The organism is Halalkalicoccus jeotgali B3, assembly GCF_000196895.1.
Taxonomy (GTDB): domain Archaea; phylum Halobacteriota; class Halobacteria; order Halobacteriales; family Halalkalicoccaceae; genus Halalkalicoccus; species Halalkalicoccus jeotgali.
Map to the genome: position 1 here is coordinate 1,564,792 of NC_014297.1, position 21,233 is coordinate 1,586,024.

General features: G+C 60.8%; 23 protein-coding genes, 1 tRNA gene and 1 pseudogene. 14 read left to right on the plus strand and 11 right to left on the minus strand.

All coding sequences use genetic code 11. From position 1 onward, the window contains the following. Nucleotides 1–457: 457 nt before the first annotated feature. Together HACJB3_RS08160 and HACJB3_RS08165 are read left to right on the plus strand one after the other, a co-directional pair. Nucleotides 458–742, plus strand: a complete 285-nt coding sequence (locus HACJB3_RS08160) for a DUF7545 family protein (protein WP_008417499.1) — start codon at nucleotides 458–460, stop codon at nucleotides 740–742. 54 nt (nucleotides 743–796) lie between these two features. Beyond that, nucleotides 797–1,639 (plus strand): M55 family metallopeptidase, encoded by an 843-nt coding sequence (locus tag HACJB3_RS08165; protein WP_008417498.1) that lies wholly within the window; start codon nucleotides 797–799, stop codon nucleotides 1,637–1,639. A gap of 21 nt (nucleotides 1,640–1,660) precedes the next feature. Here the strand turns inward: HACJB3_RS08165 and HACJB3_RS08170 are convergent, their stop codons facing one another. The 6 genes from HACJB3_RS08170 to HACJB3_RS08190 form a co-directional block, all read right to left on the minus strand. Further along, a complete protein-coding gene (locus HACJB3_RS08170) occupies nucleotides 1,661–2,056 on the minus strand; it encodes a hypothetical protein (RefSeq protein WP_008417497.1) in 396 nt (131 codons plus the stop codon). A gap of 178 nt (nucleotides 2,057–2,234) precedes the next feature. Beyond that, nucleotides 2,235–3,851 carry a bacterio-opsin activator domain-containing protein gene (locus HACJB3_RS08175; RefSeq protein ID WP_008417496.1) on the minus strand — a complete coding sequence of 539 codons (1,617 nt, stop codon included), beginning with the start codon at nucleotides 3,849–3,851 and terminating at the stop codon, nucleotides 2,235–2,237. Nucleotides 3,852–4,204: 353 nt separating this feature from the next. Then, nucleotides 4,205–5,395, minus strand: a complete 1,191-nt coding sequence (locus HACJB3_RS08180; RefSeq protein WP_008417495.1) for a copper resistance D family protein — start codon at nucleotides 5,393–5,395, stop codon at nucleotides 4,205–4,207. A gap of 2 nt (nucleotides 5,396–5,397) precedes the next feature. Further along, nucleotides 5,398–5,613: a hypothetical protein gene (locus HACJB3_RS19600; protein ID WP_148258240.1), complete on the minus strand. Its 216-nt coding sequence runs from the start codon at nucleotides 5,611–5,613 to the stop codon at nucleotides 5,398–5,400. 503 nt (nucleotides 5,614–6,116) lie between these two features. After that, nucleotides 6,117–6,189 (minus strand) — tRNA-Thr (locus tag HACJB3_RS08185). 113 nt (nucleotides 6,190–6,302) lie between these two features. Next, a complete protein-coding gene (locus tag HACJB3_RS08190) occupies nucleotides 6,303–7,292 on the minus strand; it encodes a class I SAM-dependent methyltransferase (RefSeq protein WP_008417494.1) in 990 nt (329 codons plus the stop codon). 83 nt (nucleotides 7,293–7,375) lie between these two features. Between HACJB3_RS08190 and dph5 the strand changes: the two genes are divergently transcribed. Both dph5 and HACJB3_RS08200 read left to right on the plus strand, forming a co-directional pair. Continuing rightward, nucleotides 7,376–8,149: a diphthine synthase gene (dph5, locus tag HACJB3_RS08195; protein ID WP_008417493.1), complete on the plus strand. Its 774-nt coding sequence runs from the start codon at nucleotides 7,376–7,378 to the stop codon at nucleotides 8,147–8,149. Beyond that, a complete protein-coding gene (locus HACJB3_RS08200; RefSeq protein ID WP_008417492.1) occupies nucleotides 8,146–8,520 on the plus strand; it encodes a VanZ family protein in 375 nt (124 codons plus the stop codon). Before dph5 ends, HACJB3_RS08200 begins: the two co-directional genes overlap by 4 nt. On the opposite strand, the gene HACJB3_RS08205 is transcribed toward HACJB3_RS08200, so the two are convergent. The 4 genes from HACJB3_RS08205 to HACJB3_RS08220 form a co-directional block, all read right to left on the minus strand. After that, the gene (locus HACJB3_RS08205; RefSeq protein ID WP_008417490.1) at nucleotides 8,503–9,321 is read right to left on the minus strand and encodes an undecaprenyl-diphosphate phosphatase; all 819 of its coding nucleotides are present in this window, start codon (nucleotides 9,319–9,321) and stop codon (nucleotides 8,503–8,505) included. The genes HACJB3_RS08200 and HACJB3_RS08205 overlap by 18 nt on opposite strands. 125 nt (nucleotides 9,322–9,446) lie before the next feature. After that, nucleotides 9,447–10,244, minus strand: coding sequence for a VOC family protein (locus HACJB3_RS08210; RefSeq protein WP_008417488.1), 798 nt, complete (start codon nucleotides 10,242–10,244; stop codon nucleotides 9,447–9,449). 68 nt (nucleotides 10,245–10,312) lie between these two features. Next, the gene (locus HACJB3_RS08215) at nucleotides 10,313–11,029 is read right to left on the minus strand and encodes a phosphatase PAP2 family protein (RefSeq protein ID WP_008417486.1); all 717 of its coding nucleotides are present in this window, start codon (nucleotides 11,027–11,029) and stop codon (nucleotides 10,313–10,315) included. A gap of 248 nt (nucleotides 11,030–11,277) precedes the next feature. Further along, the gene (locus HACJB3_RS08220) at nucleotides 11,278–12,387 is read right to left on the minus strand and encodes an OBG GTPase family GTP-binding protein (protein WP_008417484.1); all 1,110 of its coding nucleotides are present in this window, start codon (nucleotides 12,385–12,387) and stop codon (nucleotides 11,278–11,280) included. Nucleotides 12,388–12,547: 160 nt separating this feature from the next. Here HACJB3_RS08220 and HACJB3_RS08225 point away from each other — a divergent pair, with 160 nt between their 5' ends. The 3 genes from HACJB3_RS08225 (at nucleotide 12,548) to HACJB3_RS08235 (ending at nucleotide 13,624) form a co-directional block, all read left to right on the plus strand. Beyond that, entirely contained in the window at nucleotides 12,548–12,748 is a 201-nt protein-coding gene (locus HACJB3_RS08225) for a VNG_1110C family protein (RefSeq protein WP_013199457.1), read from the plus strand. A gap of 89 nt (nucleotides 12,749–12,837) precedes the next feature. After that, nucleotides 12,838–13,326, plus strand: coding sequence for a 50S ribosomal protein L11 (locus tag HACJB3_RS08230; RefSeq protein ID WP_008417481.1), 489 nt, complete (start codon nucleotides 12,838–12,840; stop codon nucleotides 13,324–13,326). Nucleotides 13,327–13,369: 43 nt separating this feature from the next. Continuing rightward, entirely contained in the window at nucleotides 13,370–13,624 is a 255-nt protein-coding gene (locus HACJB3_RS08235) for an amphi-Trp domain-containing protein (protein WP_008417480.1), read from the plus strand. Here the strand turns inward: HACJB3_RS08235 and HACJB3_RS08240 are convergent, their stop codons facing one another. Further along, nucleotides 13,625–14,335: a hypothetical protein gene (locus HACJB3_RS08240; protein ID WP_008417478.1), complete on the minus strand. Its 711-nt coding sequence runs from the start codon at nucleotides 14,333–14,335 to the stop codon at nucleotides 13,625–13,627. A 153-nt stretch (nucleotides 14,336–14,488) separates the two neighbouring features. Here HACJB3_RS08240 and HACJB3_RS08245 point away from each other — a divergent pair, with 153 nt between their 5' ends. The 7 genes and pseudogenes from HACJB3_RS08245 to HACJB3_RS19610 all read left to right on the plus strand — a co-directional run bounded on the left by HACJB3_RS08245 (nucleotide 14,489) and on the right by HACJB3_RS19610 (nucleotide 21,221). Then, nucleotides 14,489–15,127 (plus strand): 50S ribosomal protein L1, encoded by a 639-nt coding sequence (locus tag HACJB3_RS08245; RefSeq protein WP_008417475.1) that lies wholly within the window; start codon nucleotides 14,489–14,491, stop codon nucleotides 15,125–15,127. Then, nucleotides 15,128–16,174, plus strand: coding sequence for a 50S ribosomal protein L10 (locus HACJB3_RS08250; RefSeq protein WP_008417473.1), 1,047 nt, complete (start codon nucleotides 15,128–15,130; stop codon nucleotides 16,172–16,174). A 16-nt stretch (nucleotides 16,175–16,190) separates the two neighbouring features. After that, on the plus strand, nucleotides 16,191–16,532 hold the full coding sequence (gene rpl12p, locus HACJB3_RS08255; RefSeq protein WP_008417472.1) for a 50S ribosomal protein P1: 342 nt from the start codon (nucleotides 16,191–16,193) through the stop codon (nucleotides 16,530–16,532). A gap of 105 nt (nucleotides 16,533–16,637) precedes the next feature. Further along, a pseudogene (locus HACJB3_RS08260) lies at nucleotides 16,638–17,510 on the plus strand (tripartite tricarboxylate transporter permease); the annotation flags it as partial. A 57-nt stretch (nucleotides 17,511–17,567) separates the two neighbouring features. Then, entirely contained in the window at nucleotides 17,568–18,080 is a 513-nt protein-coding gene (locus tag HACJB3_RS20010; protein ID WP_162147994.1) for a hypothetical protein, read from the plus strand. After that, nucleotides 18,077–19,072 carry a tyrosine-type recombinase/integrase gene (locus HACJB3_RS18780; protein WP_081461313.1) on the plus strand — a complete coding sequence of 332 codons (996 nt, stop codon included), beginning with the start codon at nucleotides 18,077–18,079 and terminating at the stop codon, nucleotides 19,070–19,072. Before HACJB3_RS20010 ends, HACJB3_RS18780 begins: the two co-directional genes overlap by 4 nt. Nucleotides 19,073–20,501: 1,429 nt before the next feature. Beyond that, nucleotides 20,502–21,221, plus strand: a complete 720-nt coding sequence (locus HACJB3_RS19610; RefSeq protein WP_148258242.1) for a hypothetical protein — start codon at nucleotides 20,502–20,504, stop codon at nucleotides 21,219–21,221. Nucleotides 21,222–21,233: the final 12 nt, after the last annotated feature.

A 21,233-nucleotide genomic window follows, 5' to 3' on the forward strand; every position in this document is an offset into this window, starting at 1 on the left:
GTGCTAAGCGGTCACGCTCGAAAACGGGCCGACCGGAGTCGAACCCGCGTAGAGAGAATCGCAATGCCAGAGTGCCCCTGAACGTCGACCGTCAATCGATGTGTGTGACCTCTGGCGTACCAATGCGGAACGCCCATCCCCATAGTAGTTTCCCTGTTATCGGGACGGAATCAACCCGTCCCGAGCCCGGTTCCGGCGACTCGCACGGGCGATCGAGAGACCCCGACGGCGAATCGACCGCAGGCAAACCTGGTGCTCGGGAGGACAGGGGACGAAACATGAACGGACGACCGTACCCGGTCGCCCGGAACCGACGGGCCGGACACTACCCCGGCCCACGCGATTGTCGATACGGCTCGTCGGCACATAGCTACGGAGGTCCTAAACCGGGGGAGAGATCGGACGACGCACTCCCTCGACCAATAGACGTTTTCCTCCACCGGTCGAACTCCCTCTCGTGTCGACTACCACCACACTCAGAATCGACGGCGAGGACGGATCGAGCGACGAGATAGCGGTTCCGGCGTCGCTGCTCGATCTGCTCGCGGACGGCGAGGAGACGCCCGCCGAGACGATCGGTGATCTCGCGGTGCTGTCGTGTGCACAGCAGATCCACGCGATCAGCCACCACTCACAAGGCGAGCCCGACGAGGAGATCCAGACGATCGAAGAAGAGACCATGGTGGCCTTCGAGGAACGGTTCGGCGCCACCTTCGCGGAGATGACCGGCCACGACCACTAGTCGGTACTTCGCTCTAGTCGCTTATTGTCGCGGGTCGGGTAGACACCGGTCAGCGTGCACGTACTCGTGATCACGGACTTGGAGGGACCGGCCGGGGTCGATTCCTTCCGACAGACGCGGACGGGACGGATCGAGCGAAAACGGAGCGCGATGGACCGCCTCGCCAGCGAGGTCAACGCGTGCATCGAGGGCGTCCGGTCGGTCGCACCCGACGCGGCGATCGACGTCTGGGACGGCCACGGCAGCGGCGGACTGCGGGAAGGTGACCTCGTCGGCGGGCGCTACCTCGCGAGCGGCCGCCCGTACTTCCACCTCGAGGATCACGACGCGGTACTGTTCGTCGGTCAGCACGCGATGGCCGGCACGCCCAACGCGCCGCTGTGTCACACCTATTCGTCGCTCTCGGTCGACTACTACAAGCTCAACGGGGTGTTCGTCGGCGAGTTCGCCTGCCGGGCGCTGATCGCCGGACGACAGGGCGTTCCCACGGTGTTCGTCGCCGGTGACGACAAGGCGATCCTTGAAGCCAGACAGTTCGTCCCGGAGATCGAGACGGCGATCACGAAGTACGGAGCGGGTCGCGAGTCCGCCCGCCACCGCGACCCCGACGAGGTCGATGCGGCAATCCGCGACGGCGCCGCCGCCGCCGTGAGACGGCTCGGGGAGATTCCGCCGTATACGGACCTGAAACCACCCTATTCGCTGAAAATCCGGTATTTCGAGCCCGAAAACGCCTCGAAGATCGACCGGGCCGCCGGATGGGTGCGACAGTACGTCCCGCCCCTCCGGGGACTCCTCCCCGTCGCAACGGGCGTGAGGCGGATCGACTCGCGAACGATCCGTGTCGAAGCCGAGCGACTGACCGACCCCGAGTCGGGGCTCTATCACCGACTCTGAATGCGAGTTCGCGGTCGTTGCTCAGTCGCCGCTCGTCCGGAGGCGAGCGGAACCGGCGGCATAGGACTCGAAGGGGACGTCGTTTCGGCGGCGCTTTCGAGCCCACCACCGACGTGCGTCCGCGGCGAACAGGTCGATCCGATCGCCACAGCTCCCGATGGCGTTCGAACGGTTGTACGGCGATGCGGGCGCGCGGAAGACGCTGATGAGCGTCCACATCAGACACGTCGTGAGCGCTCCCACGGCCGAGAACGTCATTCCGAGGGTCCCGAACGTGAACGCGTAGACGCCGCCGATAGCCATCGACGGGAAACTCGTTGCGAGGGGGACCCGCGCGGTGGTATCGCGCAACGTCGGTGCGAGAAACACGATCGAGAGGCTGCTGCCCAGCATGAAGACCGCGTCCTGCCAGATCACGGTTGGACCTCCGTCTGGGAGGGGTTTGATTCAGGGATCATCAGGCCTTACTCGGATCGTAGTAAATATATATCTTTCGTCATCAGATGATACGAATCCGCCGATAGATCGTGAGAGTCGAGGAGCGGTCCGAATGCTCCTGTGGACTTCGAGGGGCGCGTCGGTCGGCGCGTTCGACTCAGTCGCGCTCGTAGATCACCGTAAACAGGTTCCGCTGGGCGGCCCTGAGGTGCTGTGCGAACGTCGGTGGCGCGACCTCGAGCATCGCGGCGACCTCCTCGCCCGTGGCCGTTCGGGGCCACTCGAAGTAGCCGCTTGCGTACGCGGTCCCGAGTGCGACGCGTTGCTTCTCGGTGAGGCGTTCGCCCAGGACGTCGACCAACTCCCGTCGGGTCAGCTCCTCGCGGGACCGGGTGCGCTGGGCGAGGAGTTCGGTCCCGGGATAGAGTTCCGCGAGCGCCTCCGTTATTCGTCGGGTGTCGGTTCTGGGGGGCACCTCCGCGATGAGCCTGACGTCCTCGGATGTAATGATGAGGTCCCGTATGCGGCCCCCGTAGGCCGCCAGCGTGGTGCTGAGCGAGGGCTCCGATACCCTGAGTCCGAGCAACGCGCCCTCGCCGTCGGACCCAAGTTCGGACTCGCTGAGGACGGTCACCTCCTCGACCGACGGAAACTGTGAGAACGCCTCTACAAAGCGGGCTGCGGGCCCACCGGTCGCAGTGATGATCTGGAGGAGAGATCCGTCTTCGACGGGGGTCGTTCGCTCGACCGAGAGGGCTAGATCGTCGCTGCCGTTGGATACGTCCCCGTTCGGGACGAACAGATCGACGAGTTCGGTGTTGCGGAATTCGAGTTCGACCACCGAATCCGTGGTGAGCACCACCCGTTGTTCGAGCGCGTGGATCGCGTGGCCGACGACGCCGCTCAGATGATCCAGCGCCTTGTAGGTCGGGTCGTCGAAGGCCTCGGTCGTGGTCGCGTAGACGTTCAAAACGCCGTACAGGACGTCGTCGTACAGCAAGGGAAAGGCCGCCGACGCGGTGAAGTCGTGTTCGGTTGCGGCGTCGCGCCACGGGTCGTACTCAGTCGCCGTCCGGATGTCGTGGACCACCTGCGGTTCCCGGGTCCGGATCGCCGTTCCGGTCGGACCGTGTGCGGACGGGTCGGCGTCCTCGACGGAGATCCTGACCCCGTCGAGGTACTGTCGGTGGTCCCCGCTGCAGGCGACCGTGGTCGGCGTGACTTCCCCCTCGCCGCGGTTCACGGTACCGATCCAGACGAGCGGATAGGATTCTTCCTCGACGAGCCGATCGCAGACTCGCCGTTCGACCCGGTCTCTCGACGACGCGTTGAGTACCGCATGCGAGAGGTCCCGGACGAGCGAGTTCAACTGGACGAGCGTCGTGAGGCGCTCGTAGTTGCGTGCGAGGGTCCGTTCGTATCGCTTCTCGGCGGTGTTGTCCTGGAGATGGAGGGTCGCTCCCTCCGGCGACGGGTGGACCCGAGCCGTCAACCACCGCTCCGGGTCGGACCGGCGCGCCTCGAAGGTGACCGATTCTCGTGTCCCCACCGCCCGTTCGCATCGCTTTTGGAAAGTGGTCCCGATCTCGTCCGGGACGACCCGCCAGAGCACCCGCCCGAGCAACTCCTCGCGTGAGGCGTCGAAGACGGTCGCGGCCTGCTCGTTACAGTAGGTCACCCGGGTGTCCGAATCGAGCGTCAGGACGGCCTCCGTCGTGTGATCCAAGACGGTTTTGAGGTCCGCTGGATTGTTGTCGGTGGTCGGGGTGTCCATCTCACTCGCGTTCCGAGGTGGCCGTAGCAGGGGCTCGAATCGACGTTTTCGGGTGCACTGATCCGTTTCTCGTCGGGTTCGACGCATCCCGTTTTCCATGCGGGAGATCCCATCGGTGGATCATTACGTACAGAGAGCGACCCAACGACTATCTACCTATCCATGTAGGGATGAGACTCATTAGGATACCACCCGTTTCCGAACCCGTACGCTACTCACTGCGACGGCGTCGGATGAGCTCCCTGCGCTTTGGTCACATGACCGTCGCACCGATGGCGTGCATGGGGTGCCTCTGACACCCTTTCGTTCTCGCATCCGTATCTCGGTTCGATTAGTGCCCGTCGCGTTCGCACTCACTTACGTTCCGCGCGTGTCTCCTCGGGCGAGCGGTGCGACCGGCGCTCGTGGGCCTTCCGGTCGACGGCGAACTTCCCCACCTCGTAGCCGAGCGCGAGCGCCCCCGCGAGCGCGATCGCGACCGCACCCAAATCGAGGAGCGTCCCGAACCCGGCGAGGGTCACGCCGCCGACCACGACCTCGGTCGAAGCCTGCACCGCCGGTTCGAGCAGTTCGTACGACGGCGTCATAGCCGTCGTGAGCACGACCGACAGCCCCATCGCCGCAAACAGGATCAGCAGTTCGACCCGGACCGACCGCGCGACTGCCGGGGCGGCGTCGTGCGGGTCGACCTGCGGTCTGATGCCCGTCAACATCCCTGGCAGGGCCGCGACCTCCGTCGAGCCGTCGATCGAGTGGGCGATCCCCTCGTGGAGCACGACCCGATTGAACCCGCCGATGGCGGCCGCGACGACCACCAGCACCACCTTCGCCGAGAGGACGAGCCCGTAGGGGGTCGTCGCGAGCGCGGTCAGCGTCGGGACGTGCCACGCCGCGATGACGACGCCGGTCGCGAACGCGACCGTGACGCCGGCGACGGCGAGCATCGAGAACCGCCGAACCGTCGCGAGGACGAGTTCGGCCCGCTCGATGCCGTCGTCGCCGCGGGGCACCAGCGCCGGGAACACGGCGAGTACGGCCAGCCCGCCGACCCACAGCGCGCCGCCGGTCATGTGCCCGACCTTCACCAGGATCGCCAGCGCCGGCCGTTCGACGGCGACCGAGTAGCGCGTCCAGCAGAACGCGATCAGCATCACGAACGCCCCGAGACACACCCCCGTAAGCCAGGAGCGCCGCGAGATCCGATCGGAATCGATGTACCGTCCGGCGGTCAGTCCCCCCGCGGCGACCGCAGCGAGGGTCAACGCCACCCACGCCTGGCCCGCGACGGTCGAACTCGCCCACGCGAGTACCGACCCCGCCTCCGAGGCCCGTGCGTTTCCGACCGCCAGCCCGGCGGCGGCCAGCCCTGCCCCGATGAGTGTCGCGAAAATGGTGGGGAGGGCGACGCGATGTGCCGGCGCTGTATCGAAACCGCGACGTTCCAGTTCGGGGAACACGACGAACGAGAGGGTAGGCGGGACGCCGACGAGCAACACCAGCGCCGTCACCAGAACGCCCCGGAACAGCGGGGTCCACGGCTCCATCGTCACTCACCTCTCGGGCAGATCCGCTCGTTACAGTCCACCCACAGCTCCCCGTCCCACGTTGCCGTCCGCACGCGGGTCGAGGCCTCCCGCCGTGGGGCCGATAGCGTTTCCCCTCGGAAATCGGACATTCCGTCCGCACCCCGTGACGAGTCGTCGATACCCGGTACTGATCCCCGTCGGGGTCGATCGGCCGGGTCCGTTCGTACTGCGCTCATGGTCAGGTTAATACCACCTATCGCCCGCATTAACGGTTGTGATGGCTTTTTTCGGCCAATAACCCGACCCAATTCGGACCTGTCCGAAGGCCCGCTGAAATATATGTTCGGTTCGATACTACCCGAACAGTGTTATGATTATAAAACAACTAGTAAGAATACCTGTATATTAGTATTGACGTAACAGAAAAACTACCACTTCCCCGATCCGTCGTGAGTTCTCGACGCTCGATCGCGGGACGAAACGTCCGGGAGAGACCGTAAACGACCGTTTCGGTGGTGTCCGTAACGATAGGGTCCATCGACGCACCACCCGTGTGATCATCGAGGATCCCGATCGGCGATCGTTCTTCTGGGGATATCTATCGTTCTCTAGACTATCGTTCGTTGGTGTCGGATATCGTATGCGTCGTTCGAGAACACAGTTAGCGGTCGGCGGGCTGGAAATACGGAGGTCGAGTAACGACTTCTCGTACCCGATAAATCGATTCGAAAACGGTGAAAGCCGGTGGAGGGATTTGAACCCTCGGCCTATTCCTTACGAAGGAATCGCTCTGCCAGCTGAGCTACACCGGCGGACTTGCGCGCAAGTCCGCCGAGGATCGCAGTTCCGTTCGGAACTGCTCACCACCGGCGCGCTACGCGTCGTATCCATACGTAGACGCCAACACCGGTTTAAGCGTTGTGAATCATGCCGCCCGCGAGAGGCGAACGTCGAGACAGACGTTCAGTTCGTGGGGAGCGTACGAGCGAACGACGTGACGCGTCAGTACCTCGACGTCGTACCCCTGGGCCGAGGCGGCGGCGCGGATCGCCCGCTCGCCCGGTCCGAACGGGTCCTCGTCGTGCTGGATGTCGTAGTAATGAAGTACGCACTCGTCGCCGGCGAGCGAGACTGCCGTTTCGAGGAACCCCTCGGCGCTGTGTGGCAGGTTCATCAGGATCCGGTCGGCCCAGCCCTCGTATTCGGGGGCTACCTCGCGCACGTCCCCGTGAAACGCCGTCACCCGATCCCCGACGCCGTTTCGCTCGGCGTTCTCCCGGAGATACTCGATCGCGCGCCCGTTGACGTCAGCACCGACCGCCTGAGCGCCGCGAGCCGCTGCGGGGATCGCAAACGGGCCGACCCCGGCGAACATATCGAAGACGTGTTCGTTCTCCGCTACCTGCTCGGTCACGCGATGGCGTTCGGTGGCGAGTCGGGGTGAGAAGTACACGGCCGCGAGGTCCAGCGCGTACTCGAAGCCGTACTCCCGATGGACCGTTTCGGTCCCCTCGCCCGCCAGCAGCTCCCAGTCGCGGATGCGCGTCTCCCCTTTGACCTTCGATGCCTTGTTCAGCACCGTCCCGACCGGGAGGTCCGACGCGACGATCGCGCGGGCGATCCGGTCGGCGCGCTCGGGGTCGTCCTCGTCGAGCAGGACGATATCGCCGAGGCGTTCGTAGGACGGATCGACCCCGAGCAGGTCGGCTGGTGTGGTCTGTGTCTCGCGTTCCGGGGCGTCGCGGACGACGAGGTCGAACCCGTCGGGTACCGCATCGGGATCGACGACGGGAATGTAGAGCCAGTCCTCTTCGACGGTGATCTCTCGGTCGTCGGCGATCAGGTCGGCCTCGGCCAGCTCGCGGCGCGTCGCCTCACCCTCCGCCCGCGGTACGCTGACGCACGGAACCTCCATACCGGAGCCTGTCGGCCGGCCGCTTTACCGTTGGCGCTTCGCTCGAACGCGCCGTTTAACCTGCCGGCCCACCGATCCCGGATATGCTCACGTTTATCGGTCTCGGCCTCTACGACGAGCGTTCGATCACCGTCGAGGGCCGCGAGGTCCTCCGTAGCGCGGATCGAGTCTTCATGGAGCAGTACACGAGCCGGCTGATCGGCACCGACATCGAAACCCTCGAAACGGAACACGGGATCGAGATCGAGTTGCGGGACCGGGCGGGCGTCGAGCAGGACCCCAAGGAGATGCTCGCGGCCGCCGAGCGCGAGGACGTCGCCTTCCTGGTTGTCGGCGACCCAATGGTCTCGACGACCCACGTCGACCTGCGGCTCCGGGCCGCGGATCGGGGGATCGAGACGCGGATCGTCCACGGCACGACCGCCGAGGCTGCCGCGAGTTCGCTGACCGGCCTCCAGAACTACCGCTTTGGACCCGCGACGACGCTGCCGTTTCCCTACGCCCACGGCGCCGAGGGTCTGCCATCGAGCGTCACGAACACCATCGACGACAACCGCGAGCGGGGGCTGCACACCCTCGTCTACCTCGATATAAAACACGAACGCGAGGAGTATATGACCGCGGACGTCGCCGCCGCGTTGCTCGCCGCGGAGTACCCCGACACGCTCGCGGTCGCGGTCTGTCGCGCCGGGAGCCCAGAGCCCGTCGTCGCGGCCGATTCGCTCTCGGAGCTCGCGGACCGGGAGTTCGGCGGGCCGCTGCACCTGCTCGTGATCCCCGGAGACCTGCATCACATCGAGGCGGAAGCGCTGCGGGCGTTCGCGGGTGCGCCCGCCGATCTCGCGCCACTGGAATGATCGCCTCGGTCCACAAGCGGTGGCTGACCGTCGCGATCCTCGCCGGGACGATCCTCGTCGTCTCGCTGATCCCGATCCCGGGTGCGGTCCCCGAGGACGGCGGGATCCCACCGAGCGTCCTGTTTCACTTCATCGGGTACGCCGCCCTCGCGGGGGCGGTCGGGATCGCGCTGCTCGTTTCGAGTCGGACGCGGGCGGTGGCCGGCGCGTCGGTCGGTGCGAGCGCGTACGGCGTGCTGATGGAGTGTCTCCAGTACCCGCTTTCGTATCGTTCGTTCAGCTATGTCGACATGGCGATCAACACGACCGGCGCGACTCTCGGCGCGCTACTGGTCGTGTGCGTGCTCTCGCGCTCAGATGACCATCGTTAGCCCGCCGCCCAGCACCGCCAGCCCGCCGAGGGCGACACAGACGATCCAGAAATCCACCTTGTGGACGACTCGCATGATCGCGTCGATCATCGCGTAGCCGACGATCGCGCTGATGACCAGCGCAATGACCGCCTCCAGGCCGGTCGTCGGTAGTCCCTCGTCGACGAGGATCAGTACGCCCGCGCCGATCCCGGCGGGGATCGAGAGGAGGAAGGAGAGTCGGAAGGCGGCGGGGCCCTCGTAGCCCCGAAACAGCAGGACACTCGCGGTGGTACCCGATCGGGAGACGCCGGGCAGGATCGTCATCCCCTGGAACGCGCCGACGATGATCGCGTCTACGAGCGACGGGGTACCGCGCTCGCCGAGCGAGACGTCCTCCGAGGCGCGTTCGACCAGCCCGGTCACGACGAGCAGCCCGCCGATCAGCGCGACGAACGCGCCACCGGTGAGCTCGCTGGCCAGATCGATGAGCGCGACGTAGATCGGGATGCCGACGAGCCCGGTCATCGCGGTCGCCACGAGGACGAACGAGGGCTCGGCGTTCGAGCCGGCAAAGGCGCTTCGGGGGCGCCAGCCGGGGGCGCTCGCAATCGCATCGAGGATCGTCTCGCGATAGTAAAGCGCCGCCGAGAGGGTCGTCCCCATCTGGAGGAATAGTGCAAGTCGAACCGCGATGTCGGGCGAGGTCCCGAGTGCGGTGAGAAACAGCGAGAGGTTGCCCGAACTCGAGATCGGCAGCCACTCGACGAACCCCTGGACGATGCCGGCTGCAACGGCGACGAGGATCTCGCGAAGCGTCACTACTTTCGGACGCTCACGACGCGATAATAGGGGTGGCGGTTCGGCGCGGACCGTTTTACGGCTCGGGTGTGCTTCGCACACCACTCGCCGCAAAAACCTCCTCCGAAAATGGTCCGAAACGCGCTTTATTCGGGGAAGAGAGCGTCGCTGCTCGGATCGCGCTCGATGATCTCGATCTCGTGGTCGTCCATGTCCTTCGTGAAGGCGTACTCGTCGTCACAGGACTCCGGGTCGCGGTAGTCGGGGGCGTCCCGCGTCATGAGGTCGTCCCAGAACTCGTTCAGGTCGTCGGCCCGGACACAGAGGTGACCCCACGCGTCACCGAGGTCGTAGGTGTTGTCCCCGTAGTTGTAGGTGAGTTCGAGCGCCATCGCTTCCTCACTAGCTCCCTCGGGTTTCATGAAGTAGTTCGCGAAGGAATCGGCCTCCCAACGGCCCGTGTGTTCGTACTCGAACTTCCGGGTGTACCAGCCGAGGGCCTCGTCTGCGTCCTCGACGCGGATCATGGTGTGGTCGATCGACCAGAGCGGCCCCTGCTCGGGGTCGCGCTTGACGATCTCGATCTCGTGGCCGTCGGGGTCCTTGACGAAGGCGTACCGGCCGCCACACGAGTCGGGGTCCCGGTAGTCCTCGACGCCCTCGTCCATGAGCTGCTCGTAGTAGTCCTCGAGTTCGCCGTCGGGGACGCGAACCGCGATGTGGCCCCAGGCGTCGCCAATCTCCTCGGGCCCGCCGTCGTGGTTGTGGGTGAGTTCGAGCATCGCGCCCTCCTCGCCCAGTTCCTCGGGGCCCAGATAGACGTTTGTGAAGGTGTCGGCCTCCCAGCGGTCCTTCTCCTCGTAGCCCAGATGCTCGCCGTACCACTCGAGCGATTCCTCTAGGTCCGAGACGCGCATCATGACGTGGTCGAGTGTCGCTCCCATACCCGGGCCAACGCCGCCGGGGGCCAAAACAGTACCGAGAGCCGACTGATTTGCCGCCTATCGGGTTGCTACGCGGCGACTCGCTGCGGGTCGGCCCGCCATGAGAGGCCGAACAACGCGAGCGCGACCGCCAACAGCGCCAGCGCCTCGATGTGGATACCCGTGACGACGACGGCGGCGAGCGCGAGTACGCTTCCGATTCCCAGCGCGACGGTTCGACGTGTCTCCGACGAGCGATAGCGAGCCAACAGGCGGAACGCGAGAAAGAGGAAAACGGCACTCAGGGCGATCCCCGCGAGCACGTCGACGAGGTAATGAAGGCCGAGGGCGACCCGACAGAAGCCCACGATGGCGAGGATCCCCGTCGCGGCGGCGTACCGGCGTCGTCGCGTACTCACCGGCAGTACCGTCGCGAGCGAGAGGTACGTCGCCGTCGAGACGACGGCGTGGCCGCTGGGAAAGCCGTAGCCGCTGGCGTAGCCGGTCAGCGAGTAGATGAACTGAAACGGCACCCAGAGCGCTTCGATCGCGACGAGCGGCTGGTCGGGACGGGGCAGCGCGAAGAGCTCCTTGGTGAACAACACCAGCGCGATCGCACCGATCACCAGTCCGCCGGCGGCGACGATCCGGTCTCGGTCGGTCCCGTCGTAGCGGACGGCAAGGACCACGAACAGCAGCGTCACGAACCAGATATCGCCCAGTTGGGTGAGCAACGCGACGACGATCGCGAGCGAGTCGGGGATCGCCCCCTGAACGAGGTCGAACTCGCCGACGCCACGGGACATACACGAGGGTTCGTCCCGAGCCGTATAGGCACCTCGGTCGTCGGCGAGGCGGCGTCTCGCGGCCTAAGGACTCGCCGGGTCCGTCCCGCGGACCCGAATCGGTCCTCGTCCAACCGGTGGATCGCGCGGCGGTTCGCGATGGCCAGCACGATCGCCGGAAGGCGACAGAATCGGGAAGGATCCGAGGCCGTCAACCACGTCACGACCGTTCGAGAACCCCTCACAACAGCTCGCTCGTGCTCGACGGTCTATCGTCGGAGGATGAACTTCACGACGTCCTCGTCGGCGAGTTCGTGGTCGGTGCCGACCTGCTGTTCGTCGTGTTTTGCGCTCGGGCCCGAGACGCGTGCAAAGCGGAAGCGCTCCTTGAACTCTCCGCCGAGTTTCTCCATCGCGTCCTCGATGTCGCTGCCTTCTTTGAGGATCAACGGCTCCTCGTAGTCGACCCCGCGGCCGGGCTTGTCCATGTAGATCCGGATCAGTCCGAGCGTCTCCCAGATCCGCTCTTTGAGCCCCTCCAACCCCTTTTCTTCCTCGGCGGAGATGAACGTCACCTCCTCGGGGTCCAGATCGTGGGCCCGAAGGTCCTCGTTGACCGTCTCCAGATAGTCGCGGTCGATCAGGTCGGCCTTGTTGACGGTGACGATCGAGGGGAGATACACCCGGTTTTCCATGATCGAGTCGATCAGCCGGTCGACATCGAGTTCCTCGCGAACCGTGACGTTCGCGTTGACATAGCCGTTCTCGCGCAACACCTCCTTGATTACGTCCTTCGGGAGGCCCGGATCGCCGCTGGCTGTCACGCGGATCCCCCCGCGGCCCTTCTTTACGATCGAGAGGCTCGGCGGCTCGGTGTCAAGGCGGACCTTGTTCGCGTAGAGCTCCTCGCTCAGGCGCTCGTACTGGTCGATCTCGAACACCGAGAGGACGTAGACGACGAGGTCTGCGGCCCGGACCACTGAGAGGACTTCCCGGCCGCCACCCCGCCCGCTCGCGGCACCTTCGATCAATCCCGGGACGTCCATGATCTGGATGTTCGCACCCCGATACTGGAGCATTCCGGGGTTCACGTTGAGAGTCGTGAACTCGTACGAGCCGACCTCGCTTTCGGCGTTGGTCAGCGCGTTCAGCAGGGTGGACTTGCCGACGCTGGGAAAGCCCACGAGCGCGACGGTGGCGTCGCCGGTCTTCTCGACGGCGTAGCCGCTGCCGCCGCCCGCGGAGGACTGGTTTTCGAGTTTCTCCTTCTTGTCGGCGAGTTTCGCCTTCAGTCGGCCGATATGAGCCTCGGTCGACTTGTTGTACGGCGTCGAGGCGATCTCCTCCTCGATCGCCTCGATCTCTGCTTCCAGTCCCATCGATCCATACTCGCCGCTTCGAGCGAAAAACCCTTTCCGTTCGGTGCAGCGTATCGGCGTCGTATTCCGGGCGAATACCCCGACGGGCGTCGGACGACGGCGTACGCGGCGCCGACTTCGATACCTTCATACCACTTGCCTGTCTCGTTAAAAATGTACGATGCCAGACCCGTCACGGCTGCGAGATAGCACCCAGATCGTGGTTCCGCCGACAGCCCTCGCCGGGATCAGGAGCGATCTCGAGGCGCAGTTCGCCGTGACGGTCTTCGAGGAATGTGAGGCGGTTCGGATCATCGGCAGTCCCGTGGAGATCAAGGGCGTGAACACGTACCTCGCCCGCCACGGGGTATCGGTTCCCTGACCCAATCGACCAGCTCGGGGGTGGAACTCACACTCACGCCCGCCGATCGGAAGGCAAGTCTTAAACCCGATGCAGCGGTTCTACCGGGTATGGCTGGAACGATCGAAGCGCTCGTTCCGGGCGGCGAGGCCACCCCCGGCCCGCCACTCGGTCCCGAGCTCGGACCTACCCCCGTAGACGTACAGGCCGTCGTCCAGGAGATCAACGACCAGACCGAGGCTTTCGACGGCACCGAAGTCCCCGTGACGATCACCTACGAGGACGACGGCTCCTTCGAGATCGACGTCGGCGTCCCGCCGACGGCGGCGCTGGTCAAGGACGAGGCCGGCTTCGATACCGGCAGCGGCGAGCCCCAGAAGGACTTCGTCGCGGACCTCTCGATCGACCAGGTCAAACAGATCGCCGAACAGAAACTGCCCGACCTGCTCGCCTACGACCTGAAGGGCGCCGCAAAGGAGGTCGTCGGCACCTGTACCTCACTGGGCGTCACCATCGAGGGCGAGAACCCCCGCGAGTTCAAAGAACGCCTCGACTCGGGCGAGTACGACGACGAGTTCGCCGAAGAAGTCGCGGCCTGAGGGCGATAGTTTTACCCGCCATCCGCGTGAGGTAGCAGTCGCTATGGCCGGAGAAATCGAACACGAAGCCGAGTTGACCCGCGAGGAAGCCGCGACCTACTTCGAGGAGGTCGCAGCGGGACTGCGCTCCGAGGAATCTTTTACCGTGGTTCTGGGCGACATCGAGGTCGATGTCGACCCCGCCGAGACCGTCGAGTTCGAAGTCGAACTCGAGGACAGCGAGGACGAGCGCGAGTTCGAGATCGAACTGGAGTGGGAACGCGGCGACGAGGAACTCGAGATCGACGCCGAGGAGTAATCAGACGGCGAGCAGCAACACGGCGTAGCCGAACGCTCCGAGGGCGAAGGCCCAAAAACGGCTCTCGCGTTCGGCGGGTAGTTCTTCTTTGATCGTGTTGAGCACGATCGCCCCGCCGAGAAATGCGACCGGAACCGCGAGCGCGACCTCCCCGAGTGCGACCGTCGTTCCGAGCAGCCAGCCGATCAGTACGCCTCCCGCGAGCATCCACCGGCCGATCCGGTGGTAGCTCCCTTCGTGGTGATGACGGAGCCCGTAGTCGTTGACGAGGAAGTGAAGCGCCATCGCGACGGTAAACAGCGCGAGCGATTCGGTAGCAGGACCGGTGCGATGGACGAGCAGGTAGCCAACCAGACAGTTGTACAGTCCGAACGAACCGATGTGGATCCAGAAGACGGGCTCGTCGACCGCCCGTTGGCCACGGCGCGAGCGTTGGGCGAGGCGTTCGAGCCCGTAGAACGTGGCGAAGCCGGCGAGGGCAAGCAGATAGACGTGGTGATCGAGAAAGCCGACGAGAATGCCGGCGTCCTCGAAGGCGTGCTGGCGCTCCCCGAGTTCGGGCAGCATGTGGACGAACACGTACGCGACCGAGACGCCACCCCCGGCCGAAAGCCAGCGACTCCGGGGAGTTCGATCGAGCGCGCGGAGCCGCCCGGCAAGCAGGTGGACGGCCGCGAGACAGCACGCGGCGATGAACGAGAGGATGGACATGGGATCAGTAGGGCAGTCGAACGCATTCGCTTTGTGTCGGCCGACAGTACCGGTTCGACGGGTTTAAGTCGCCCATTGCACTTTTCCCAACCGAGACAGGTGCAGCCTGTTTCACACCGTAGCAGACACGCAGTCGTACTACGGAGGTGAACGATGGCAGATCAGGACATAGAACAAGCAGTCGCTCGCGCACTCGAGGACGCACCGCAACGGAATTTCCGTGAGACGGTCGACCTCGCGATCAACCTGCGCGATCTCGATCTCAACGATCCGTCGAACCGTGTCGACGAGAGCGTCGTCCTTCCCTCGGGAACGGGACAGGACACGCGTATCGTCGTCTTTGCCGAGGGCGAAACCGCCGTCCGGGCCGAAGAAGTCGCCGACGAGGTCTTCTCTAGCGATGACCTCGCCGATCTCGGCGACGACCAGGACGCCGCGAAAGACCTCGCCGAAGAAACAGACTTCTTCATCGCCGAAGCCTCGATGATGCCCACTATCGGTGCATCGCTCGGGCAGGTGCTCGGCCCCCGCGGGAAGATGCCGACGCCGCTTCAGCCCGACGAGGACGTCGTCGAGACCGTCAACCGGATGAAGAACACGGTGCAGGTCCGCAGCCGCGACCGGCGAACGTTCCACGCGCTCGTCGGCAGCGAGGAGATGTCCGCCGAGGAGATCGGCGACAACATCGACACGATCCTGCGCCGACTGTACGGCGATCTGGAGAAGGGCCCGCTGAACATCGATTCGGTCTACGTCAAGACCACGATGGGACCGGCAGTGGAGGTGGCCTAAATGAGCACCACACAAGCCGAGGGCGAACGCAAGACCGAGAACCTCCCCGAGTGGAAGCGCGAGGAGGTCGACGAACTCGTCGAGATGCTCGATTCGTACGAGAGCGTCGGCGTCGTCAACATCGCCGGCATTCCGAGCCGCCAGCTCCAGAACATGCGCCGTGACCTCCACGGCAGCGCGGAGCTGCGGGTCAGCCGCAACACGCTGCTCACTCGCGCGCTCGAGGCCGTCGACGACGGCCTCGAACAGCTCACCGGACACGTCGCGGGGCAGGTCGGCGTCATCGGGACGAACGACAACCCCTTCGGGCTGTACAAACAGCTCGAAGAGTCGAAATCGCCCGCGCCCATCGGTGCCGGCGAGGTCGCCCCGAACGACATCGTCATCCCCGAAGGGGATACGGGAGTCGACCCGGGCCCGTTCGTCGGCGAGCTCCAGCAGGTCGGTGCCGCCGCGCGGATTCAGGACGGCTCGATCCACGTCACGGAGGACTCACAGGTCCTCTCGGAGGGCGAGGAGGTCTCACAGGACCTCTCGAACGTCCTCTCGGAGCTCGGCATCGAGCCAAAGGAGGTCGGACTCGACCTTCGATCCGTCTACAGCGAGGGCATCCTCTTCGACCCCGAGGACCTCGCGATCGACGTCGACGAGTACCGTGCGGACATCGAGGCCGCCGCCGCCGGCGCACGGAACCTCTCGATCAACGCCGTCTACCCGACGGCCCAGACCGCACCCGCACTGCTCTCGAAGGCCACGGGCGAAGCCAAAAGCCTCGGCCTGTTCGCCGCCATCGAGAGCCCCGACCTCGCGGGCGATCTCGTGAGCAAGGCCGACGCGCAGGTGCGCGCACTTGCGGCACAGATCGACGACGAGGAGGCCCTTCCCGAGGAGCTGCGTGGCGTCGAAGCGCCCGCAGCGCCCGCCGAGGAGGAGGCCGACGCGGATGCGGACGAGGAAGAACAGGCTGACGAAGACGAGGCCGACGCCGAACCCGAGGACGACGACGACGACTCGGGCGGCGAAGGGCTCGGAGCGATGTTCGGATAACGAGGAGATACTTACAATGGAATACGTTTACGCAGCACTCATCCTGAACGAGACCGGCGAAGAGATCAACGAAGACAACCTGACCAGCGTCCTCGAGGCCGCTGGTGCCGACGTCGAGGAATCCCGAGTCAAGGCGCTCGTCGCCGCACTCGAGGACGTCGACGTCGAGGAGGCCGTCGAGCAGGCCGCCGCCGTCCCCGCCGCAGGCGGGGCCTCGGGCGGTGCCGCCGCGGGCGGCGAGGCCGACGAGGCCGACGAGGGCGATGCGGACGAGGCCGAGGAAGCCGAAGCCGAAGAGGAGGACGACGACGAGGACGAGGGCGACGGCGGCGAGGGCCTCGGCCAGCTGTTCGGTTAGACGCCTCGATTACAGCTTTCTCTCGTTTATTGACGAAGCGAACAGCGGTAGCTCCAGCGCCCGCCGGCCCGGAGGTTCATATACGACCACGAATCCAAGAGTCCCGTGGACCCCGGTGTCTCCCTCTCGCTCGACCCCGCCTTCGCCCTGCAAGCGTTGGCGTTCGTGCTGGGCGGCGCGCTGTTAGGCACGCTGAGTGGACTCACACCGGGGCTGCACGCGAACAACTTCGCGCTGATCCTGGCCGGGATGGCTCCCCTCATACCGGGCCCACCGCTCTTGGTCGGCGCGGCGATGCTGTCGGCGGGTGTCGTCCACACCTTTCTGGACGTCGTGCCGGCGTTAGCGCTGGGCGTTCCCGACGCCGAAATGGCGGTGGTGGCGCTGCCGGGCCACCGTCTCGTGCTCGAAGGACGGGGTTACGAAGCCCTGCGGCTCTCAGCGATGGGCAGTGCGCTGGCCGTCGTGTTCGCCGTCCCGCTCGCGGTCCCGGTGACGCTGGTAATGGTCGAAGCGTGGCCGACACTCGTCGAGCACATGCCGCTCGTTTTGGGGACCGTCGTCGCGATCATGCTGCTGACCGAAAACACCCTCTCGGGGCTCGTCGGCGGGCTGGTTGCGTTCGGAACCAGCGCCCTTCTGGGAATAACGGCGCTCGATCTCGATCCCGCAGCGCCGCTGTACGGTGACATCCTCGCGCCGCTGTTCGCGGGGCTGTTCGGCGCGCCTGTCTTGGTCGATGCGATGGGTGGCTCTGGCATCCCCGAGCAGACCGACGACACCATCACGATCCCGCGGCGGGCGGTGTTGCTGCCGGCGGCGGCCGGGGCGCTCGCGGGGTCGGTCGTCGGCTATCTGCCCGGTGTCTCCAGCGCGATCGCGGCCGTCCTCGCGCTGCTCGCCCTCCCGGGATCGAGTGGGGACCGCGGGTTCGTGATCGCGACTAGTGGTGTGAACACCGCGAACACGATCTTCGCCTTTGGTGAGTAATACTAAGTAATACAAAACCAAAGGTAGATCAGGAGAGATCACAAAATGACTGAATGGGAACATGTTACATTACGAATAGCACCAGAGACAAAGAAAGAGTGGGAGTCTCATATAGAGACAAATCCTAATGCAGAGAATCTCAGTCATCTTGTACGATTATCAGTTCATCGAGAGATTCATAGAGATAATGAAAAAGACGCTCAGACTCCGAGAGAGCTACAGCAAATCGGTGAAGTAATTGAAGGCATCAACACTCTTGAAGACTCTTTGAATGGTATTGAGAGCCGTTTGAAGGCGATTGAAGAGGAAAGACAGATAACAAAAGGAATGAGACTACAGAAACAGGTTCTCGCCGTTCTTCCTACACCACCTCATACTGATGAACCAGTACAACCGAATAGTTGGGGACAAACAGCAGAGAGATTATCTGCTCGTCTTGGTATAGATGATACTGAAACTGTACAACAAGTACTTGATCAATTATCTTCAGTAACAAAACAGGTAAAAAGTGCTACTGGTGGAAAACCTCCTAAAACCTATTGGTGGAAGACAGAATGAGTAGCTCGGATCCCTCTGCTGTTGTTCTTTCTCGACTCAAAAGGCGAAAAAGTGAGTCAACTTATCGAGAGTATAAAAGGCATATTAATCAGTTTCAAGAATGGATCGAAACAGAACATGATATCTCGATTTTTGAGATAGATATGTTATCTATAGAGGACATGATCGATACCATGATTGATGAAAAGTATTCAGCATCCTCAATTCGGGTTCGATTATCTGCTCTCTCTGAATTTTACAAAGAAGTAAATAAAATAAATAATGACCTCATTGAAGTACCAACTACAAAGAATCCGGTAGAAAATATAACTCTTTCCGAATGGAACGATGTATATAAAGAAGAAAAGAAAAAGGAGCCAACTACGAAGGAAGATGTTTCATACCTTCCTCCTACTGGAATAGAAGAATTAGCAAATAATGTACCGAAACCCCGGATGAGAAATGAATTACTAATAAGATTATGCTATCAAACAGGCTTACGGAGAAAAGAGCTTGTTAAATTAAAATTATCTGATGGTACTTGGCATAGTTATGGAAGGCCACGGAAAATTACTATAAGATCAGAAAACGCCAAGAACGGGAAAAGGAGAGTCGTCGGATATCAACCTTCCTTGGATCTCCTCCTTGACCAATGGGTATCAACTATACGTCCAAGTCTTGCCATGGCTACTCAAAGCGAGTATCTCTTCCCGAGTAATCGGAGCAAGCACCTATCTGGTCAACAGTTCAACAGTATAGTAAAAAAGTCAGCGAAGAATGCAGGTATTCAATCGGTAAAAGCTGTAAACAAATCCGGAGAAGCAAGATCGTCCATTACAGCCCATACTCTTCGTCATTCATTTGCAATGGCAGCTGTCGAAAAAGGGTGGAATCTATATGTGTTAAAAAATGCTCTTGGCCATTCTTCAGTAGAAATTACTGAAATGTACCTTCATGAAGATGAAAAAGAAGTACTGACAAACTATCGTCGGAGAGGGCCAAAATCGGAATAATTAAACATACTTCAATATTGTTAGACATATTCAGAGATGTATTCTATGAGAAAATAACGGTCTTCGTTGAGAGGGACAAAACATTATTTCCTATCGTTAATACATTCAAATCTATGATACATAAAGTACTGCATGGGCTATAATTGTATATACAACAATGACATACATTATATGATTTATTAAGAAGTATAGTGGTAGAGAGATGCGAATAATTCTGAGAACAATGACTCCTCCCTTTCGACACAATCAATTCTAAGGACGAGAAAAGCGATCTGAGAAGGATAACGTGCCGAAATGTAACTAATTACGATCTCAAGATCATCACTCTTAAAACGCCGTCTACTTCTTCTAAAAAGAAGGAAGGAAATCTTGAAGAATTAAATATTGAAAATCATATCCTATGTGGAAATTCTCACTGATATGAATATAGTAGCATTCGTTTACTTTGGTTATTGATATATGATCAAGGAGGGATCTGACTCCTGCTGTCAGGAAATGTATGATACTTTTGGGAGAACACCTTCAAGGATCTACGGAAGACTGAAATGATCGTATATAGATCAGGGGATCAGTAGAAGGCTTCATCTCTCGACTCCCGTTATTACTGGACGAACGGCCTTTGGAAAGCGTAGTCACTTGGAAACTGCTTCTGATCCTTACGAAGACAATCGATCGCTCGGTTATCTCCCCCACACCCATGCCTTTCTCTTCGTAGAGACGGTGTTCACTCACACCATTGGGGTTCCGTGAGGGCCACGATACCATCGAGGCTCCGTTTACCGCTCGGATGCCTTCCCCTTACGAGGACCTTATCGGTTTTCAGGATCAAATTTCATCTTCATAGGATTTGGGTATTATACCAATCCTCCAATGCTTTTATTTAAAGAGATCTGACATCAGTGTGTCGTCTCCCTCCTTACATTGGGCGTACACCACTACCCCCAATGATCTATATGTTGATATGTGATGGAGATATATAAAGCTTTCCATTGAAGATGATGTATATAATATGAGAATGATGAATGAATATATGCACAATAGTGTGTAGATAGAACGATCTAAGAACATATCTAAATAAATTTGCCAGCGAATAATTTGGATATTCATTATTCTGAACACATATTTAGAATATTTCGGAAATAGGTTAGGAGAAGGTGATGTATAGTTGAAAAATACATTCATATAAAAATAACCAGAAGTCTAAATATCATGAATATGAAAAAACTCTACGCTTTCAATATTTCGAACTTTAGCATACGTTTTATTCACACTTCCTCTATATCAAAAATAACAAATGGAGTATTGATCAACGAGATATAATGTCACCTATCCCTTTATTATTGATCGTATTCATGTATATACTGTGGTAGAAACAAAGTTGCGGTTCGGGAGCTTTACGTCTACAAGTGGATCACGGGGGTTAGATTCCTTGGCTGAGAGGGCACGCGAGGAAGGGGTTACACGCTATAACCAGCTTCGGAGAGGAATATCATCTTCGAGTGATCTGGTTCGGGAAGAGGATTATTTATATCTGAGATTCGGAAAAGAAATAACAGAGGCTCGACCTGAATATGACGATGATGACGTTATTGTACTGGATGAAGATCGAGTAGCTCGTACGATGCTCTTTTGTGTGACAGAGGATCGGCGATTTGCCTACCAATCACGGCAAGGGGTTACTGCAGAGGATGCAGTCAGATATCTTCTTGAGGATGACGTTGATGACGTTGATCAGAACATATCCTATGACATCGTAGGAGAGTTCCAGAAGGAGGTGACTAAGAATATCTATACAAATGCAGACTTTGTAAGATCGTTGAAATTAAAGAACATAGGTCTCAGATCGGATTCATCTGTCAATAATGGTATTGTGGATTCCCTCGATAACGCGAGCGGAAATACTGATACGATCGAAATAAGTACCGGTAATGGAGAGAATGATGACGACCTATCTTTAGTAGAAGCAATTGATGGTCTTGCACGTCTTTCCGATATAGACCGTATCCGTACCCGTACTGAAGATGGGAAAATAGAGGAAGTAGGTCTAAATGGACGTTACACTTACACCCATTCAAAAGATGTGACTGATGAAAATCAGGCACAGAATCTCAGAGATGCGATTGATTACGTCTATTCAGACTTGCTTTGAGGAAAAACCAAA

Bases quoted from the DNA above. Each gene is read 5' to 3' on its own strand.
- HACJB3_RS08190 (WP_008417494.1), bottom strand. From the start codon at position 7,292: ATGGAGGTTCCGTGCGTCAGCGTACCGCGGGCGGAGGGTGAGGCGACG.
- HACJB3_RS20010 (WP_162147994.1), top strand. From the start codon at position 17,568: ATGACTGAATGGGAACATGTTACATTACGAATAGCACCAGAGACAAAG.
- HACJB3_RS08240 (WP_008417478.1), bottom strand. From the start codon at position 14,335: ATGTCCATCCTCTCGTTCATCGCCGCGTGCTGTCTCGCGGCCGTCCAC.
- dph5 (WP_008417493.1), top strand. From the start codon at position 7,376: ATGCTCACGTTTATCGGTCTCGGCCTCTACGACGAGCGTTCGATCACC.
- HACJB3_RS08235 (WP_008417480.1), top strand. From the start codon at position 13,370: ATGGCCGGAGAAATCGAACACGAAGCCGAGTTGACCCGCGAGGAAGCC.
- HACJB3_RS08250 (WP_008417473.1), top strand. From the start codon at position 15,128: ATGAGCACCACACAAGCCGAGGGCGAACGCAAGACCGAGAACCTCCCC.
- HACJB3_RS08230 (WP_008417481.1), top strand. From the start codon at position 12,838: ATGGCTGGAACGATCGAAGCGCTCGTTCCGGGCGGCGAGGCCACCCCC.
- HACJB3_RS08245 (WP_008417475.1), top strand. From the start codon at position 14,489: ATGGCAGATCAGGACATAGAACAAGCAGTCGCTCGCGCACTCGAGGAC.
- HACJB3_RS08180 (WP_008417495.1), bottom strand. From the start codon at position 5,395: ATGGAGCCGTGGACCCCGCTGTTCCGGGGCGTTCTGGTGACGGCGCTG.
- rpl12p (WP_008417472.1), top strand. From the start codon at position 16,191: ATGGAATACGTTTACGCAGCACTCATCCTGAACGAGACCGGCGAAGAG.
- HACJB3_RS19600 (WP_148258240.1), bottom strand. From the start codon at position 5,613: ATGAGCGCAGTACGAACGGACCCGGCCGATCGACCCCGACGGGGATCA.
- HACJB3_RS08215 (WP_008417486.1), bottom strand. From the start codon at position 11,029: ATGTCCCGTGGCGTCGGCGAGTTCGACCTCGTTCAGGGGGCGATCCCC.
- HACJB3_RS08220 (WP_008417484.1), bottom strand. From the start codon at position 12,387: ATGGGACTGGAAGCAGAGATCGAGGCGATCGAGGAGGAGATCGCCTCG.
- HACJB3_RS08200 (WP_008417492.1), top strand. From the start codon at position 8,146: ATGATCGCCTCGGTCCACAAGCGGTGGCTGACCGTCGCGATCCTCGCC.
- HACJB3_RS08175 (WP_008417496.1), bottom strand. From the start codon at position 3,851: ATGGACACCCCGACCACCGACAACAATCCAGCGGACCTCAAAACCGTC.
- HACJB3_RS18780 (WP_081461313.1), top strand. From the start codon at position 18,077: ATGAGTAGCTCGGATCCCTCTGCTGTTGTTCTTTCTCGACTCAAAAGG.
- HACJB3_RS08210 (WP_008417488.1), bottom strand. From the start codon at position 10,244: ATGGGAGCGACACTCGACCACGTCATGATGCGCGTCTCGGACCTAGAG.
- HACJB3_RS08225 (WP_013199457.1), top strand. From the start codon at position 12,548: ATGCCAGACCCGTCACGGCTGCGAGATAGCACCCAGATCGTGGTTCCG.